General features: G+C 45.6%; 16 protein-coding genes. 14 read left to right on the plus strand and 2 right to left on the minus strand.

The annotated features are described in order from the left end of the window. Positions 1-19: 19 nt before the first annotated feature. The 4 genes from ASD24_RS27360 to ASD24_RS27375 all read left to right on the plus strand — a co-directional run bounded on the left by ASD24_RS27360 (position 20) and on the right by ASD24_RS27375 (position 6,203). Positions 20-1,636, plus strand: coding sequence for a glycoside hydrolase family 43 protein (locus ASD24_RS27360; RefSeq protein ID WP_056702775.1), 1,617 nt, complete (start codon positions 20-22; stop codon positions 1,634-1,636). 100 nt (positions 1,637-1,736) lie between these two features. Further along, a complete protein-coding gene (locus tag ASD24_RS27365) occupies positions 1,737-3,023 on the plus strand; it encodes a Gfo/Idh/MocA family protein (protein ID WP_056702778.1) in 1,287 nt (428 codons plus the stop codon). A 118-nt stretch (positions 3,024-3,141) separates the two neighbouring features. Continuing rightward, entirely contained in the window at positions 3,142-3,975 is an 834-nt protein-coding gene (locus tag ASD24_RS27370) for a polysaccharide deacetylase family protein (protein WP_056702781.1), read from the plus strand. Beyond that, a complete protein-coding gene (locus ASD24_RS27375) occupies positions 3,885-6,203 on the plus strand; it encodes a glycoside hydrolase family 88/105 protein (RefSeq protein ID WP_235540905.1) in 2,319 nt (772 codons plus the stop codon). Before ASD24_RS27370 ends, ASD24_RS27375 begins: the two co-directional genes overlap by 91 nt. Positions 6,204-6,549: 346 nt before the next feature. Here ASD24_RS27375 and ASD24_RS27380 read toward each other — a convergent pair whose 3' ends face one another. Further along, entirely contained in the window at positions 6,550-7,425 is an 876-nt protein-coding gene (locus tag ASD24_RS27380) for a DUF72 domain-containing protein (RefSeq protein ID WP_056702915.1), read from the minus strand. 235 nt (positions 7,426-7,660) lie between these two features. On the opposite strand from ASD24_RS27380, the gene ASD24_RS27385 reads away from it, so the two are divergent. The 7 genes from ASD24_RS27385 to ASD24_RS27415 all read left to right on the plus strand — a co-directional run bounded on the left by ASD24_RS27385 (position 7,661) and on the right by ASD24_RS27415 (position 13,477). Continuing rightward, positions 7,661-8,407, plus strand: coding sequence for a class I SAM-dependent methyltransferase (locus ASD24_RS27385; RefSeq protein ID WP_056702785.1), 747 nt, complete (start codon positions 7,661-7,663; stop codon positions 8,405-8,407). A gap of 21 nt (positions 8,408-8,428) precedes the next feature. Beyond that, on the plus strand, positions 8,429-9,418 hold the full coding sequence (locus tag ASD24_RS27390) for an MBL fold metallo-hydrolase (protein ID WP_056702788.1): 990 nt from the start codon (positions 8,429-8,431) through the stop codon (positions 9,416-9,418). A 236-nt stretch (positions 9,419-9,654) separates the two neighbouring features. Continuing rightward, the gene (locus ASD24_RS27395; protein WP_056702791.1) at positions 9,655-10,065 is read left to right on the plus strand and encodes a hypothetical protein; all 411 of its coding nucleotides are present in this window, start codon (positions 9,655-9,657) and stop codon (positions 10,063-10,065) included. Next, entirely contained in the window at positions 10,062-11,111 is a 1,050-nt protein-coding gene (locus ASD24_RS27400; RefSeq protein ID WP_056702793.1) for an FAD:protein FMN transferase, read from the plus strand. Before ASD24_RS27395 ends, ASD24_RS27400 begins: the two co-directional genes overlap by 4 nt. Before the next feature lie 70 nt (positions 11,112-11,181). Beyond that, positions 11,182-11,841: a ferric reductase-like transmembrane domain-containing protein gene (locus tag ASD24_RS27405; protein WP_056702796.1), complete on the plus strand. Its 660-nt coding sequence runs from the start codon at positions 11,182-11,184 to the stop codon at positions 11,839-11,841. 139 nt (positions 11,842-11,980) lie between these two features. After that, positions 11,981-12,469 carry a hypothetical protein gene (locus ASD24_RS27410; RefSeq protein WP_056702799.1) on the plus strand — a complete coding sequence of 163 codons (489 nt, stop codon included), beginning with the start codon at positions 11,981-11,983 and terminating at the stop codon, positions 12,467-12,469. Between the two features lie 30 nt (positions 12,470-12,499). Continuing rightward, on the plus strand, positions 12,500-13,477 hold the full coding sequence (locus tag ASD24_RS27415; protein WP_056702802.1) for a hypothetical protein: 978 nt from the start codon (positions 12,500-12,502) through the stop codon (positions 13,475-13,477). Positions 13,478-13,651: 174 nt separating this feature from the next. On the opposite strand, the gene ASD24_RS27420 is transcribed toward ASD24_RS27415, so the two are convergent. After that, positions 13,652-14,218 (minus strand): phosphatidylglycerophosphatase A family protein, encoded by a 567-nt coding sequence (locus ASD24_RS27420; protein WP_056702805.1) that lies wholly within the window; start codon positions 14,216-14,218, stop codon positions 13,652-13,654. A 290-nt stretch (positions 14,219-14,508) separates the two neighbouring features. Here ASD24_RS27420 and ASD24_RS27425 point away from each other — a divergent pair, with 290 nt between their 5' ends. The 3 genes from ASD24_RS27425 (at position 14,509) to ASD24_RS27435 (ending at position 17,120) form a co-directional block, all read left to right on the plus strand. Further along, the gene (locus tag ASD24_RS27425) at positions 14,509-15,564 is read left to right on the plus strand and encodes a GerMN domain-containing protein (protein WP_056702807.1); all 1,056 of its coding nucleotides are present in this window, start codon (positions 14,509-14,511) and stop codon (positions 15,562-15,564) included. A gap of 171 nt (positions 15,565-15,735) precedes the next feature. After that, positions 15,736-16,494 (plus strand): ribonuclease PH, encoded by a 759-nt coding sequence (gene rph, locus ASD24_RS27430; RefSeq protein WP_056702812.1) that lies wholly within the window; start codon positions 15,736-15,738, stop codon positions 16,492-16,494. A gap of 2 nt (positions 16,495-16,496) precedes the next feature. Beyond that, the gene (locus ASD24_RS27435; RefSeq protein WP_056702814.1) at positions 16,497-17,120 is read left to right on the plus strand and encodes an XTP/dITP diphosphatase; all 624 of its coding nucleotides are present in this window, start codon (positions 16,497-16,499) and stop codon (positions 17,118-17,120) included. Positions 17,121-17,225 lie beyond the last annotated feature (105 nt).

The following is a 17,225-nucleotide window of genomic DNA, read 5'->3' on the forward strand; positions in this document are numbered from 1 at the left end:
AAAGAAAGGGAGTAATCTAATGGCTACATCTCTATCCAGTCTAGAAAGGTTTGAACCGATCTGGGTCGCAGATCAGGGGGATGGAACCTATCGTAATCCCATTCTGCACGCGGACTATTCGGATCCGGATGTGATTCGTGTAGGCGATGACTTTTACATGACTGCTTCTAGCTTCTCGCATACACCAGGATTACCGATTTTGCATTCAAAAGATTTGGTGAATTGGAAACTCGTGAATTATGCCATTGAACGGTTGGATCTTCCGGGGTATGACGTCCCTCTACATGGTAAAGGTGTGTGGGCACCAAGCATTCGCTACCATGACAACAAGTATTGGATCTTTTTCAGTACACCAGACGAAGGCATCTTCATGACAACGGCGACACATCCTGAGGGAACCTGGTCACCTCTTCATATGGTGCATGAGGTTAAGGGGTGGATTGACCCTTGCCCATTATGGGACGATGACGGGCAGGCTTACCTGGTGCATGCTTTTGCCAACAGCCGCTGTGGGATCAAAAGCAAAATTCAGGTATGCCGTATGGCACCGGATGGAAGCCGGCTTTTGGATGAAGGAACGATCGTATTTGACGGTACAGAGCATCATCCTACGATAGAAGGTCCAAAGTTTTACAAGCGTGATGGAGATTATTATATCTTCGCTCCAGCGGGTGGGGTGAAACCGGGATGGCAGACCGTGTTACGGTCGAAGCAGGTGTTTGGCTCGTATGAAGATCGAATTGTCATGCATCAGGGCTCTTCCTCTATTAATGGTCCGCATCAAGGTGGATATGTAGAGCTGGATTCAGGGGAGTCTTGGTTTATCCATTTTCAAGATCGTGATGCGTATGGACGGATTGTTCATCTACAGCCCATGCAATGGGATGAACAGGGCTGGCCTATCATTGGCTTGGATCAGGAAGGCCATGGAACCGGTGAACCTGTAATCGTGCATAAGAAGCCCGACGTAGGAAGCACGCACCCCGTAGTTGTGCCCGAAGTCTCCGATGATTTTACAGCGGATCGTCTAGGACTTCAGTGGCAATGGCAGGCTAACGCACAGCCTGAATGGGCTGATCTGAATCCAGAACAAGGACTTGTTTTGCACGCGCTTCCATATCCTGAGGGTATGCAATCTCTATTTGGTGTTCCACAGCTATTGATGCAAAAGTTACCGGCGTCAGCCTTTGAAGCTACGACTCAATTGACCTTTCATCCGAAGCAGGCTGGCGATCAAGCAGGACTCGTTTTGTTTGGTGATGCTTATGCCTATCTTTGTCTCACCCAGACTGAGGAAGGGATCATTCGTTTATCTCTGAATCGTGGGAAGAAGCAAAAGGATAGTGATCTGCATGCAGACGAATGGGAGGAAGAAGGGCTGGACTGGAAGGGAGAAGGCTCGCCGGATACTGGTTGGTCTATTCATTTGCGGTTTACCCTTGTCGAACCTGGCCATGTACAGTTTAACTGGAGTGAGGATGGCATGAGTTATACACCGATAGGGACAACATTTGTTGCAACCACTGCACTATGGGTCGGGGCTAAGATGGGACTGTTTGCTATGAATACCAAGTCTGAACCTAGTACAGGCCAAGGGAATTACCGCTATTTTGCCGTAAAGGAAATTCAGGAATAACCGTTATCGCTGCATTGTTCTGTGATCAGCAATAGGCGCGAATGCGGATTAAATATAGTCGCATTTATACCTAATCCAACTTAATGAGGAGAGATACACAATGAGCAAAAAAACATATGTACTCGTAGGAACAGGTGGCAGAGCAGGATTTTTCTATACCGCGTTAGCGAAGGAATATAAGGATCGTTCAGAGCTTCTCGCCTTGTGTGATACGAACCAGACTCGGATGGATTATGCCAACAAAGTTCTGACACAGGATTGCGGATACCATGAGCTGCCTACCTATACCGCAGATCGTTTTGAAGAAATGATCGCAGAGCATAAGCCGGATACGGTGATTGTGACCACAGTGGATCGCACACACCATCAATATATTATTAGAGCTATGGAACTTGGCTGTGATGTAATCACGGAGAAGCCGATGACGGTGGATGAGCAGAAATGTCAGGAGATTTTGGATGCGGTACAACGCACAGGACGCGATGTGCGTGTGACATTCAACTATCGTTATGCACCACATCATACGAAAGCACGCGAGCTGATTATGGACGGAGTCATTGGCGATATCCACTCCGTGCATTTCGAGTGGCTGCTGAATACACGTCATGGTGCAGATTACTTCCGCAGATGGCATCGGGATAAGCGCAACAGTGGTGGCTTGCTTGTCCACAAATCAACACACCATTTCGACTTGGTCAATTTCTGGATCGGCTCACAGCCGGAAAGCGTATTTGCATACGGAGATCTGTTGTTCTACGGCAAAGAGAATGCTGAGCGCCGCGGAGAGCAGCATAGCTATGCGAGAGCGACAGGCAATCCGCAGGCAGAGAACGATCCGTTCGCACTACATTTGGATCAAAGTGAGCAACTGAAGGCGATGTATCTGGATGCAGAGCACGAGGATGGTTATCAGCGCGATCAGAATGTTTTTGGCGATGGAATCAGCATTGAAGATACACTCGGTGTACTTGTTCGCTATAAGAACAAAGCAGTTCTGACATATTCCCTTAATGCTTACATGCCTTGGGAAGGGTATCGCATCGCTTTTAACGGCAGCAAAGGACGTATCGAGATGAATATTGTAGAGCAATCGTATGTCAATGCGGGTGGTGACCGTGCCAATGAAGGAGCGCTCAAAGGTCGCAGTATCACCGTATTCCCAATGTTTGATGCACCTTACGAGGTAGAAGTAGAAGAGGGAGAAGGCGGTCATGGTGGTGGTGATCCGGTGTTGCTGAACGATATCTTTGGTGATCCGGTACCAGACAAATTCAACCGTGCTGCTGACCATGTGGACGGAGCGCGCTCTATTCTTACGGGTATTGCAGCCAACAAGGCGATCCGCACAGGACTGCCTGTACGTATCGATGATTTGGTAAAATTTTAAGCAGGATAAGTGAAATGTCCTCTATGCAGGTTCAACTGTAAACCTTCTTTAGTTGAACCCTATATAGATCTTCTAGATCACAGTTGTAACGCCAATTCGGAGGGAGACAGGAACAAAGATGGGACATCGTATCCAGTTTGACCGGTATCCAGGTGGAGTAATGAAAGCGTTGACGTTTAGTTACGATGATGGTGTAGTGCATGATCGCAGACTGGTGGATATTTTCAATCGTTATGGGTTGCGTGGAACATTTAATCTCAATTCCGGCGTACTCGGTAAAGCGGGAAGAATCGATGAAGGTGAGGTTGCAGAGCTATATGCGGGTCATGAGGTGGCTGTACATACTGTCACTCACCCCACGTTGCCGTATGTGCCGGATGAACTGCTCACCGAAGAGATTATGGAAGATCGAAAAGCACTGGAGCGGCTTGTTGATTATCCGGTAAGAGGAATGGCCTATCCCAACGGTGGCTATGATCGTTCACTTAGCACCAAATTAGAGTGGTTAGGTCTAGATTATGCACGAACCGTTGAATCCCATGGGCAATTCACACTGCCTGAACGGCCACTTGAATGGCATCCGACATGCCACCATAATCATGATTTGGACTCACTTACTGAACGATTTATCCAGCATACAAAGACAGGTACACCACTACTCTTCTACGTTTGGGGTCACAGCTACGAATTCAATGATAACGATAATTGGGAGATCATCGAACGGTTCGGAGAGCAGATCGGTGGCAGAGACGATATTTGGTATGCGACCAATATAGAGATTATTGCCTACTGGAAAGCAGTGAAGCGACTGGAATGCTCAGCAGATCGTTCGATAATCCATAATCCGTCTTCAATTTCAGTATGGCTAACGGCAGATCAGCAAGTGGTGGAAGTGAAAGGCGGAGAGACGCTACGGTTAACCGAGCGGATCCCGCTTGGGGAAAGGAGCTGACAATCATTCGTTATTTTCATGAGAACGAGGCGATTGCAGGCAAGGTTCATGATTCAATACCCGACGTATTGACGACAGTGGCTCAGCGTTATATGGGGGATCATCCCAAGCATTCCTTTTTATTCAGAGCTTACCACCGGGGTGGTTTCCGTAGGCTTGCAGACTACCGTTACGATCTGAACCTGGATCGGAAATGGAGCGATGCACGTGCAGGACAATATGTATATGTGTGGGGCAAGTTATGGAGTCAGCAGGACACCACATTAAATACAGGTCTGAACTGTTATAGTCCAGTGACCGTCTACGTGAATGGAGAAGAGATTTTCAAATCTGAACTGCTCCAAGAGCTGTATCCAGAACGTAAAACTCAGTTTCCGATCCATGTAAAATACGGGTGGAATGATGTGCTGTTGTGTTTTGTAAAAACCGAAGTCGGCTTCGGCGGCATTTATGGAACCGCATCATTCAAAAATTTCCCTCTTCATTTTCTGACACCTGGCATTGACCGTCAGGGTCAGGAAGGATGGCTGTATTCAGAACCTGTGGATGAGCCGCTTACATCACTTCCACATGATGGTATGACCGAAGCGGAGACAGGACTGACATGGTTTCCACGAAGGGAATGGACGGAGCAAGAGCTGCATGCTGGAAACTTTGGCCGGATATTTGGTACAGCAGAGCCAGCAGTTGCATATGCGTGGACAAAACTAGATGTTATAGTGCCGGGGACTGCCCCAGTAATCTTACAAGGTAAACACACAGGTGGACTCACCTTATTTATCAACGGTCAGGAAGTATATTCCGAAAAGACAAGTGGTGAATTCAAGGTTGAACTTCCACGTAAGTATGGGGCTGTTCATTTAGTCGCCAAAGGCGAATGCTTGGTGGGCGAAGACAGCTGGGGCTTCGAAATAGGTGGTTCAATCTCTGAACCTGCATCCTCTAGGGGATGGAGGCTAACGTCTCCACATCCTGTTGCAGGATGCGCGGATGTTTGGCTGTATACGGGCAGCTTTACCCCCGAATCTGCACCAACTGCGGGAGAGATCGTTGTAACCGATAAGGTGTTTGATAATGGGGGTACCGGGGTTTACTGGCAAGTAGATCTGCCCGAGACCAGCGTTCGTCCTTATTTGGAGAATACGCATTATGGCAAGTGGAATTACCCACTGGGAGTAACGCTGCTTGGCTTGCTTCAGACAGGTCAAGAGCTGAACCGCGACGATTATGTGCAGTATGTGCGGGAGCATATTGAACTGAGCACCTCTTTTGACCGTTATGGATTATGGGATCGAGACCATTATGGTGCAGCCGGTATCAACAATCAGCTGTCCGCCATTGACAGTCTGGATGATTGTGGATCATTCGGTTCTACGTTACTGGCGACCATGGCAAGTGGTGAGATGCGCGGCGGACTCGATACAGCACACCGGATTGCTCGTTATATTACGAATGAACAGGAACGGCTGGAGGATGGTGCGTTCTATCGGGCTCGGGGCAGCGGAGAGATGCGTCATGAAACGATGTGGTGTGATGATCTCTATATGAGTACACCGTTTCTGATGCGTTATGGTCAGCTTACGGGAGAAACGTCATATTGGGACGATGCCATTAATCAATTCTTGCTGTTTCGCAAATATTTATATATTCCACAGCAACAGATTATGTCTCATGTGTATGATTTTGTGCGTGGCCGGGCAACAGGTATTCCATGGGGGCGAGGCAACGGCTGGGTGCTCTTCTCTCTAACCGAGTTGCTGACAATTCTGCCGAATGATCATGAGAAGCGACCGGAGTTGCTTCAGTTTTATCGTGATTTGTGTCAAGGCTTCCTGGCATTGCAGGGGGAGAATGGTCTCTGGCACCAAGTATTGAATCGGCCTGATTCGTATGAAGAGACATCTTGTACTTCGATGTTTATCTATGCCTACGCTCGTGGTATCCGAGAGGGTTGGCTAGAGGAGTTTGAACCCTATTTGGAGGCTGTTCGTAAAGGCTGGGAAGGGATTACACGTATCTCTATTGATTATCAAGGGAATGTGTATGGCGTATGTCGTGGATCAGGTTACTCCTTCACCGCTCTATATTATCGAGATGATCTGGGTTGGAATCTTAACGATACACATGGCATCGGTATTGTGCTGCTTGCAGGGATTGAGGCTCACAAGATGAACCAGCAACTGAGCCAAGTTGGTTTGCCTACTTCACTTACGGCAGGGCAACGCTAATCGACCGCATGCTCCCTGTGGTATGAAGTAGATACTGTGTGAGCTGGAATGCATGTACACTATTTATGTTATGAAATGAGAAAAGCGGCTAGCTCAAGGGCTGGCCGCTTTTCTACGTGTAAACACAACGATGATCCTGATGAGGAACAAAAGGAATCTTATTTAAGTGCGTGTTCAAAAAGGTCGGTTTTCAGTACCGAGAAGATGGGATGAAGATAGAAATGGAGTAGCGGAGCGTAGGCAAACCTACGTGAGCAACTACATTGTTTCCGAAGGAAACAAACTTCGTAAGCCTCGCCGCTCGCGCATCCTTCGTAATCAAAAGCAGACTTTTTGAACAACCTCTTCAAAATAATTCGAGTTGTTCTGGCCCTGGCTCCTCTTCGACAATCGTCTTATCGGGAAATGGCTTTATTGGAATATCCAGCAGATCCATCATCATACGTGCATTTGCTGCGGCGTCTCCCCCAGAGTTATTGTTGAAAATAACATATACATCCTTGCTCTGCTCCTGCAATTGCTCCAGATATCCTTTCCATTCCTGTAGCTCTTCCTCGTTATATCGATACAGATAACGGGTTTCGCGCCAATTAGGCGCACCATTTTGGTGCCAGCCCGATACGTTTCGACCATGCATACGAACGAGTGTCATTTCTGGATCTGTAGCCTGAGGCACAATAGGAATCGAGCCTTGTCCTGCTTGGGGTTCATCGCATACACTGTGAATCCAGCCCTGTTCTTTCAGGAAGGATAACGTACGTTCACGCATGGCATCTTCATACCAACTGCGGTGACGGAACTCAATGGCACATGGAATGCCTTCCATCCTCAGTCTAACTTCGCGTAGTTCATTTACATTCTCTCGATTGCAGTCAAACCAAGGGGGGAATTGGAACAGTGCTGCCTGCATTTTGCCAGCCTCCATCATCGGCTCCAATGACTCTCGAAAAGCGTTATACATCTCTGATGTACTATTAAAATAGGGCTTGCCCCGCAGGTGCCCTGTCATTCCCTGATAGGCCTTGACTATAAAAGCGAAGGAATCTGGTGTTTCTGCTGCCCAGCGCGCCATCCGATCCCTAGGTTGAACGGCGTAGAAGGTGCTATCCACCTCAACAGTTGTGAAAAATTGCCCATATAAGGCAAGCTTGTCTTTGGCTTTTGTACGATGTGCATAGAGATCTTCCTGATCTCCCCATCCGGTGAGTCCAATTCGAATGATGATGATCACCTCCAGTGTAATGCAGGAATATCTGAATAATTACCCGGTTCGAACCGCTTCGACTATGTTTAACATTATATCGTGGGGTTTCAGAGCATTCAATGTGAATGAGGCATGGAAGCTTTGAGTTTAAACGACAAAGACGATACAATGACTAGAAGCTTATCATGAAAGTGAAAATGTACCAGCATATGACAGATAGAAAGGCTATTGACCATATGGAGGGCGAGAAGCAATGACGGAATGGTATGAGAAGAGTTTTGGTGAGGACTATCTACTGGTGTACAAACATCGCGATGTGCAAGGTGCAGTTCATGAAGTGCATAAAATGATCAACTGGTTACGGCTTGAGCCTAATTCGAGAGTGCTGGATCTGTGCTGCGGTATGGGGCGACATTCACTGGCACTTGCTGACGCGGGTTTTCAAGTAACAGGTATTGATCTATCTGATGTACTATTGCGCGAAGCGCGAGATATGGATACTGACCACCGTGTAGAGTGGTATCATGCGGACATGCGAGAGCTACCATTAAAAGGTGGATTTGATGCTGTAGTTAATCTATTTACATCCTTCGGTTATTTCAAGGAAGATGGAGAGCAACTCAAGGTACTACAGGTTATTCATCGCATGCTGAAGCCAGGGGGCAGTTTTATCATTGACTTTATGAACACAGCCTATGTGACTCGTCATCTGGTAGCCCAATCAACCCGAGAAGACGAAGGACAGTACATTGAAGAGTTTCGCAAAATAGAGGATGGATTTGTGCAAAAGGAAATACGTATTACGGACACGACCATACCTGACCAGAAGGCGCGTGTGTATCATGAGCGGGTCAAGTTGTATAGCCGTGAACAATTAAGCCATTTGTTACACGAGGCAGGTTTGATCGTCGATCAGGTTCATGGAGGATATGATGAAGAGAAATATGATGAACAGGAATCATCACGTATGATCTTTGTCGGTCATCGTCCTGAAGAGTAAGGAATGGAGAGTAAACATTATATGAAGAGATCAGAAGCGATAACCATGCCGGAATACATACAGCGGGTCAAGATAACCATGTCTTTTCCTTTACGTTGGGTGAACAGTTATGTATTACATGAAACGGATGGAACGGTTACGATTGTAGATCCAGGGCCGCGTAGCAGTGAGACCGAACTAGAGTGGCAGGAAGCGCTAGCGAGTTTAGGATTATCTTTTCAATCCATTAGCCAAATTGTCTTAACGCATCACCATCCGGATCATCTTGGTTTGTCGGGCTGGCTGCAGCAAAAGACGGGTGCTCCTGTGCGCATGTCTAGTCGATCCATGAAAGAGGCAGAGTACATGTGGGGGCAGGACGCCACCATTAATGTCGTGCTACCTGAGTATTATGCACAGCATGGGATGCCTGCAGATAAGGCGAGACAGATTCATGAGCACATGGAGAGCTTTGATTCGCAGATTATGCCTCTTCCCGAGATAACTTCTATAGAAGATGGTGAGTGGTTAGAGATGGGAGGCCAACAGTGGATGGCTGTGGAAACGGGAGGACATGCTCCAGGGCATTTATCCTTTTATGCTCCAGAGACGAGAGAGATCCTGTGCGGGGATGCCGTTTTGCCACAGATTTCACCTAATGTCAGTCTTCAGCCCGGAAGTGACTCTCAGCCCTTACTATCTTATATGGAGGGGGTGCATCGTCTTGGGGCTCTGGATGTGGAGCGAGCATATCCTGGGCATCGTAATCCGTTTCTTCATTTCAATGAACGAACGGTTCACCTGCTCGCACATCATGAGGAACGCCTTCAGAAGATGGCTGAGCGAGTAGCGGAGGCACCTGTGAGTGCTTATGACCTTTGTTTATTCATGTTTAGCGATCGCTTGAGCACCCATCAGCTACGATTTGCAATGAGTGAAACGTTAGCCCATCTACAAGAGCTGGTTCGGAGAGGGCTCGTTGTTCAGGAGGAACAGAGAGACGGTATGTTTTTGTTTAACATCAAGAAGTAAGTGCGTGTGTTGTGTTACACTTCGTTATCGTGCGTTTAACCATAAGGTTCTGGAACCAGAGATGTTCTCTGACCAGAACCTTCTTTGTGTTGAACTTTTTTTGGCGGAACCTGTATGGTAAATTCCTTGATCTAACTGTAAAGCTTTAGCCTTTCTTAACGGTTCATTCATCTGCTTTTAAGCCAGCCTACCTATGATAGGAACATGAACTTCACCACAGAAGGTAGGGAAGATCGATGAGAGCAAAACGTAACCAATGGAGAAAATGGCAAGCTTCGGCCGCGGCAACATTAGCGGTGGCTGCACTCTTTCAATATGTAAGATCTTCGGATGCCTTTGACGTCGCTTATGCATCTGCTAATGAAATAGATACAAGTAACACCATCAACAGTGAGGTGGCTACGCGCGATGAATTAATGGATGAATGGAACAACAGTCGAACGGACAGCTCTGATCCGAGTCTTCAGTACAACCAAGATTACGGAAACAACCAGAGTCGTGGAAGTGGAGATGGGTCAAGTGGTTTGGCACCATACTCCAATTACTCCAGAACAGCACCAGGTGGCGATTCAACGGATGAACAAAATCAGCAAAATGATTCTAGAACCTTTAGTGGCAGTTATCAGTCACGCACAGGTGCATCATGAGCCGGGTTGAGCAGCCACAGGCAATCCTTCCGCTGGTTTCTCGCTTCCGCGCGATGAATACGGTGATCGAGGTGCAGTTAGTTACTGGGCAGGAGGAAGCTGAGCATGCTGCAGATCTAGTACAGAATTGGTTTGAAACACAGGAGAGACGTTTTAGTCGATTTGTACTGGATAGTGAGCTCAATCGGTTGAATCGCTCTACAGGCTGGTTACCTGTATCGGCTGCGATGGATGAAGTGCTGAGCCTTGCCTACGGTTACATTGGTCAGACGGAAGGCATCTTTCAGCCAGGTATTGCCCAAGCACTTCGTCAGCAAGGATACGATGTAAGCTTTGAGCAGTTGCAATCAGACCAGCTTAATACGCAGCTGAATTATAGCCATACAGCACAGCCGTTGTCTTCTACCTCATCAGATGAAAGATTTGATTACTGTCGTCCTGGGTGGATGCACAGAGAGGGGAGCCGTATGGTTCACTTAGACCCGGGTACTGAGCTGGATCTTGGCGGTATCGTCAAAGGGTGGGCTGTAGAACGTATAGCAGACTGGTTGCAACGTTCACTCCATATCCCTGCTGGGATGATTAATGCGGGTGGTGATATTCAGGTCTGGGGCACACCTGCTCATACCAGCTGGACGCTCTATATCACTGACCCGTTCTTGGAGAAGCGCAATCTGACAGGCAGCATTCAGTTAGATGGTGGAGCAGTTGCGACGTCGAGTCTAGCGCGGAGACAATGGATGCATCCTAGCGGTAACGGTCAAATGGCTCACCATTTAATCGACCCTCGAACGATGCAGTCCGCGAATACGGATATCATACAGTGTACTGTTCTGGGGCAACACACCTCCCAATGCGAGATTATAGCGAAGACCGTTTGCATTCTGGGAAGTGAAGAAGCGATTCGTTGGTTGAATCGGCATTATGACCGACATGACGTGTTATGGGTAACGCGGGACGGAAGTATGTGGTTCAGAGGAAATACAGAAAAGTTAGCTGAGCGCTGGCCTGGCTTTGATCCTGATCACCGTTTTAGTCTAATTTAAGAGATTGATCAAAAAGTCGCTTGAACTCGCAGTTTAGACGACAATTCTATCGGATGTGGGGGAGCCGCTTATGGCACAATGGATTGTAGATTATCTACCAACCTGGAGTTTAATTCGAATTAGTGGTATAGCCGCCTATCTATTGCTCTTTGCAGGTGTGCTTCTAGGCATTGCTCAAGGCATGCCGGCAGCAAAGGGAAAGCCAAAAGCGGTGATGTATAAATGGCATACGAGAACCACATGGCTCGCATTTGGATTGGGACTTGCTCATGCGCTAATCTTGTATATTGATCATTACAGTCCGTTTAGCTGGAGTGAATTGTTGATTCCATTTACAGCCTCGGTGCACCCGATTGGAAGTGGACTAGGAACGTTGTCCTTCTATGGACTGGTCATTGTTTTACTGTCTAGTGATCTTCGTAACAAGCTTGGCCGCAAATGGTGGTTTATCTTCCATATGTTGTCCTATCCAGTGTTCATCGGCTTACTCATCCATGGATTTGTGACAGGCTCGGATTCCAGTAATGTATTGATGCGATTGATGTACGTATTTACTGGTTTGAGTATTATCGGAATGACCGTGTTGCGTGGTTTGATGCGGGAGCGCAAAGGACCTGAGATTACAATCGGTCGCAAACCTATGCCGACTGAAGCCCCTGTTGAACGGAATTGGAGTGAGGTATATCAATTTGCAAGAGTAGGCGTAGGCGGACAGGAGCATTTAAAATAGTTATGTAGACAGAGTTGGCTCTACGGAGCCAATTTTTTTTGTGCGCTAAAAATAAAATAATAAGTAGTTAGCTTAAATAGACAGTGTTATAATTTTATGGAATTTTAAATTTATGAACTTTTTCTGAAGGGGGACTTATATGTTTAAAAAACTTGAATTGAAAGAACTTTCTCTATCATTTGGAGGTATCGGAGTAACACTTGAGAAGAAAGGAAATGAACTGAAACATGAGATTCTTAGAGAAATGTTTGTTATCAGACATATACTGTCAGATTTTTATTACCGATATGAAGCTATAAACGATAAGATGTCTTATGAAGAGCCAGATGAAGAAGCTCGATCAGAGACAATCGCTAACCTAATGTTTGAGAAAGTGTTTGAGACTTATTTAGATTTATCTAAATTCTTTTTAGGTAGTAAATATTTTGTGCTTCTTACTAAAAAAGAACGGCAGAGGACTTTATCAGTTTTTGATAACATTACTAGTGTGAAGGTGAGTATGGAGGAAAATGAGGATTTTTATCTAGATGCTTATGAACAAGTAGAATTAATGGAAGATTTAAATGTTTTATTTCATAAAATTGATAAAGAAATTGAAGCAATTATTGAAACGATTGATCAGAACTGATTGTAACTTAAGCATGTAGGAGTGGGTAGGTTGAACTACAATGAGAAGGATATTAGAGGAAAATTTAAAGAGTCAGGATATGCGGCATATTTTCCGTGTTCTCGATGTCACGAAGATCATGATCAATGGTATGAAGGATTAACTAATTTTGATAATTGCCCAGACTTGTTTAGTGGATGTGAGTGGATTTCAATTGGAAATCGTTTTATAAATTTTATAAACAACGAAGAGTCTACAAATTACAAATTGTCATTGTGTCCTGATAAGGAGAAAAAGGGCAATAAAATTAATTCGAAAAAACCAGATTTACTATTTAGTAATTCCATATCGAAGAGATTTGTGGTTGAGGTAAAGGAACTTCACGAGCTTGTCCCTCAGAAAAATCAAGATGCTAAGTCTTTCTCAGAACTCGCTCGAAATATAGGTGTTGCAATTTTATTGGATAAACCTAGACTAAAGGCACTTCCGTATGGATTATCAATGGATGTGAATGTTAGGTGGGGAAAAAACGAAAAACAAAAATATACTGCGGAAGTACTAGGAAATATGAAGCGAATTCTAAATAACGGATTTGCAAACTCACCTGGAGAATCAGAATTTTTTGAGGTGGGAGGTATTAATTTCTGCTTTATGATTCTAGACGAGGAAAGTGCCATTGAAAATAATGTGAGTGATGGAGAAGTTAAAATTATTGGCCCAATCAGTTTTGGTACAACGAGGGACTTGAAACCTTCAAGAGAAAGAATTCAACAATATTTAGACAAGGTATTTAAATCCTGTGAAAAAAAGTTTAAGTTCTACATAGATTCTGATTATAGAAGAGCCTTACTTATTGTTGATGAAAGTAATTATATTAGTCAGATGGTTTATTCTGAGCTTAGTAAAGTTAAGATGTCATATGATCAAAGTTTTGAAATTTGGTTTGCTTCCCAAGTCTATGAAGAGATTGATGAGTATGGAAACGAAGAATTTTATGGCTCTTATGATTTTAAAAAAGTCATTTTATAAGAGTGAAAGGGTTCATATATCCTCACGTAGCAAGTTTATCCTCTGCACTCATCACTACACCAATTGCTTTATCAGTCTTTCTTCTTGAAAATGACAAACAAGCTAATCCTCCTGTCTCTAATCAGTCATAGAGTATGGATGGATTAGCTTGAGCGGCAAATATGTGCTTATAACTTAAATGGTATCATCGCTTACGGGTTTCTCGCCAAGTGCTTCTTCACGCTCGGATTGTTTGCGATGGGCAATACGGCTACTTGCTGCCGATGCAATTGCACCTACAATGTCATCAAGGAATGTGTGCACAGGACCGTGGCTCTTATCATTTAGACGTTCCAGCACTCCTGGCTTAAGCTTGTCCACATACCCGTAATTGGTGAAACCGATGCTGCCGTATACATTCACGATGGAAAAGGCGAGAATCTCATCGACTCCGTAGAGCCCCTCATCATTCTCAATCATCTCTTGCAAAGGCGCAAGGAGTTGACCTTGCTCAGCTAGCAAGTCGAGTTGAATACCTGTCAGTACAGCGTTCTGGACTTCACGCTTCTTCAGTACCATCTCCACATTTTCAATACATTCTTCCATAGTAAGGTCTGGATAATATTTCTTCTGAAGAAACATGACGAGTTCCGCGATCTCAAGGATCTTCACGCCCCGTTTATGTAACCATTCCCGGGTTGCCTCCGCGACTTGGCGGCTATTGAGGCTATAGGGGATTTTTTCTTGCTCAGGATGTTCCATGGGCGATTCCTCCTCTGATGTTAGCAATGCCACTATTCTTGTCTCCTAATACGTTATTAACCGTTTCAGGTTTCTTTATTATTTTTATTAAGCAAAAGGAGAATTTTTTTTCATTTAAGATCGGTTAGAATCATGATGCTAAAGATGGTTTTCAGTTACTGAGACGATGGGGGAAAATAGAAGTGAAGTAGCGGGTTTTTGGAACAACCTCTAAAAAGTAGTTATTTTTTGAACGAAGGCTCGTATACATGGTAGTACAAACTGTAAAAATGATGAGGGGGAACGAGATCATGAGTAAGATCCGTAATTTCCGCAAAGCATCAGCAGCTGCACTACTGAGTATACCAATGGTGTTGTCTGGCTGTAGTATGTTTAATGCACAGTCTTCCGAAGCAGTAGATCCACCGCCGCCGATCCAAGAAGCTGCAATGATTCAAGCTGCTGAGGGAAATGGTGTATTGGCTACACTCCCGCTCACTACTGTTTATTTGCAGGATCAGCAGGGATTACTCGCTCCAGTGTCACTGACCCTTCCGTCCGGTACAGATATAGGTAGTCCCAAAACGGCACTCGATACATTAGTCACAGGTGGCCCATATGCAGGAATGCTTCCTGAAGGGTTCCAAGGGGTGCTTCCGCAGGGAACTGTCGTGCAGAATGTCACCATTCATGCAGAGGATAAGCTGGCGGTGGTTGAGTTCTCAGGCAATTTTGCCAAGTATGATGCCAAGGATGAACGGAAATTACTTGAGGCTGTAACATGGACATTGACAGGAACACCGGATGTGGAGAACGTGCAAATCTGGGTAGATGGCAAAAAGCTATCGCAAATGCCGGTAAACAGCACGCCGCTGCCAGAGCCGTTGAACCGGGCTGTAGGTATTAATCTTGATTTGGGTGATAGCTTTACAACGAACAGCAGTCCAGTCACGGTCTATTTCTCAGCCGCATCACCAGCAGGAGTTCAGTATTATGTTCCGGTGACACGTCTCGTGACCCCAGGGGAAGACCGAGTACAAGCTGCACTTAACGAACTGATCAAAGGCCCGGCGAAAAGCGGCGAACTGGAAGAGGTTATGACTGGTGGCACGGAGCTACAATCGGTCAAAACATCGGAGGATGGGACAGTAACCGTCGCACTTAAGGATGATATGTTTACTGAGGGCGATATTGTGCCAAGTGAGTTGTTACAATCCGTTGTTCTCACAACGACAGAAAATACGGTAAGCAAGGATGCTAAAGTCCAGATCGAATGGAATGGGCAAAAAACCGTCATGAGTGATGATAACCAGGATTACAGTGCACCTGTATCTAAACCAGAACATATCAATGAAATTCCGATTTAAGCAATCTAGGGAAGAGCATACTTGCAGTCCTTTTAACCTTGAAGCGACAACTTGAAGTAACGTTCAACGGATATAGGTGCTTTTGCAAGAACTCTTTGGTAAAATAAAAGAGATTAGTGAAAGTGTGTTACAGCTCGACATTACAGGATGCTTAAGTCGTAGGAGGCAGAAATGATGAGATCTAACGGACGAAACAGCGAACAGCTGCGGCCGATGAATTTAACAATTAACACGAATAAATACGCTGAAGGTTCTGTACTGATTGAAGTCGGAGATACCAAGGTGATTTGTACAGCTACAGTAGAGGAACGTGTTCCTCCCTTTATGAAAGGCCAAGGAAAAGGCTGGGTAACAGCAGAGTATTCCATGTTGCCACGTGCAACACATACTCGGAATCAACGTGAAGCCAATCGTGGTAAATTGACTGGGCGCACGATGGAAATTCAGCGTCTAATTGGCCGGGCACTGCGTTCGGTTGTTAATCTGCAGGCGCTTGGTGAGCGCACGATTACGCTCGATTGTGATGTTATCCAAGCAGATGGAGGCACGCGTACAACGTCCATTACCGGATCGTTTGTTGCTCTGGCACTCGCTGTAAACAAAATCGCACAACAGCACAAACTGCAAGTATTCCCAATTACAGACTTCATTGCAGCGGTAAGTGTGGGTGTTGTAGGTGAACAGCCTGTGCTGGATCTGAATTACGATGAAGACTCCAAAGCTAAGGTTGATATGAACCTAGTGATGACAGGCAGCGGGAAGTATGTAGAATTACAAGGAACAGGTGAAGAAGCTCCCTTTGACCGTCGTGAATTGAATACGATGCTGGAACTGGGTGAGCAAGGAATCCTGGAAATGATTGAGCGGCAAAAAGAAGTGCTTGGACCGATTGCACTCAAAATTGGTGCACGCGGCTTAGGGGAAGCTTAAACATGAGCTTGGATAGTTCCATCATCATTGTTGCTACCCGTAATCAAGGTAAAGTAAGGGAGTTCGCTCATGCCTTTGCTCCCCTTGGTAAAGAGGTCAAAAGCATGTTTGATTATCCTGAACTACCGGATGTCGTTGAAGATGGCGTAACATTTGCGGAGAATGCGTGGAAGAAAGCCAAAACCGTAGGGGATGCACTTGGACTTCCGGTACTGGCTGACGATTCGGGGTTATGTGTTGATCTATTAGACGGAGATCCAGGGGTGTATTCAGCAAGATATGCAGGTGAAGGGGCAACGGATACTCAGAACAATGCTAAATTGCTGGATGCGCTTGAAACGTTGAAATCTGGGGAAGATACAGAGCAACCATTGCTCAGCCCCGCACGTTTTGTCTGTGCGTTGGTACTATATGATCCAGCAACGGGAGATAAGTTTGAGGTGGAAGGCACTGCGGAAGGCTGGATTACCGCTGAAGCAGCAGGTGCTGGTGGCTTTGGATATGATCCACTCTTCTATGTGCCTGAGTACGAGATGACTATGGCTGAATTGACGCTTGAACAGAAACAAGCTATCAGTCACCGCGGCCATGCACTAAGAGCACTCGTTTCTAGACTAGCAACGTAAAGAGGTTTGCCTAAACGTTTGGCTTGCAATGAACAGATGCATTGTTAAGTCTACATCGGTTCTACAAGAACTGAAGCATGAACAGTAGGGTACGTCATTTTAAGC

It is taken from the genome of Paenibacillus sp. Root52 (assembly GCF_001426865.1).
GTDB lineage: Bacteria > Bacillota > Bacilli > Paenibacillales > Paenibacillaceae > Paenibacillus.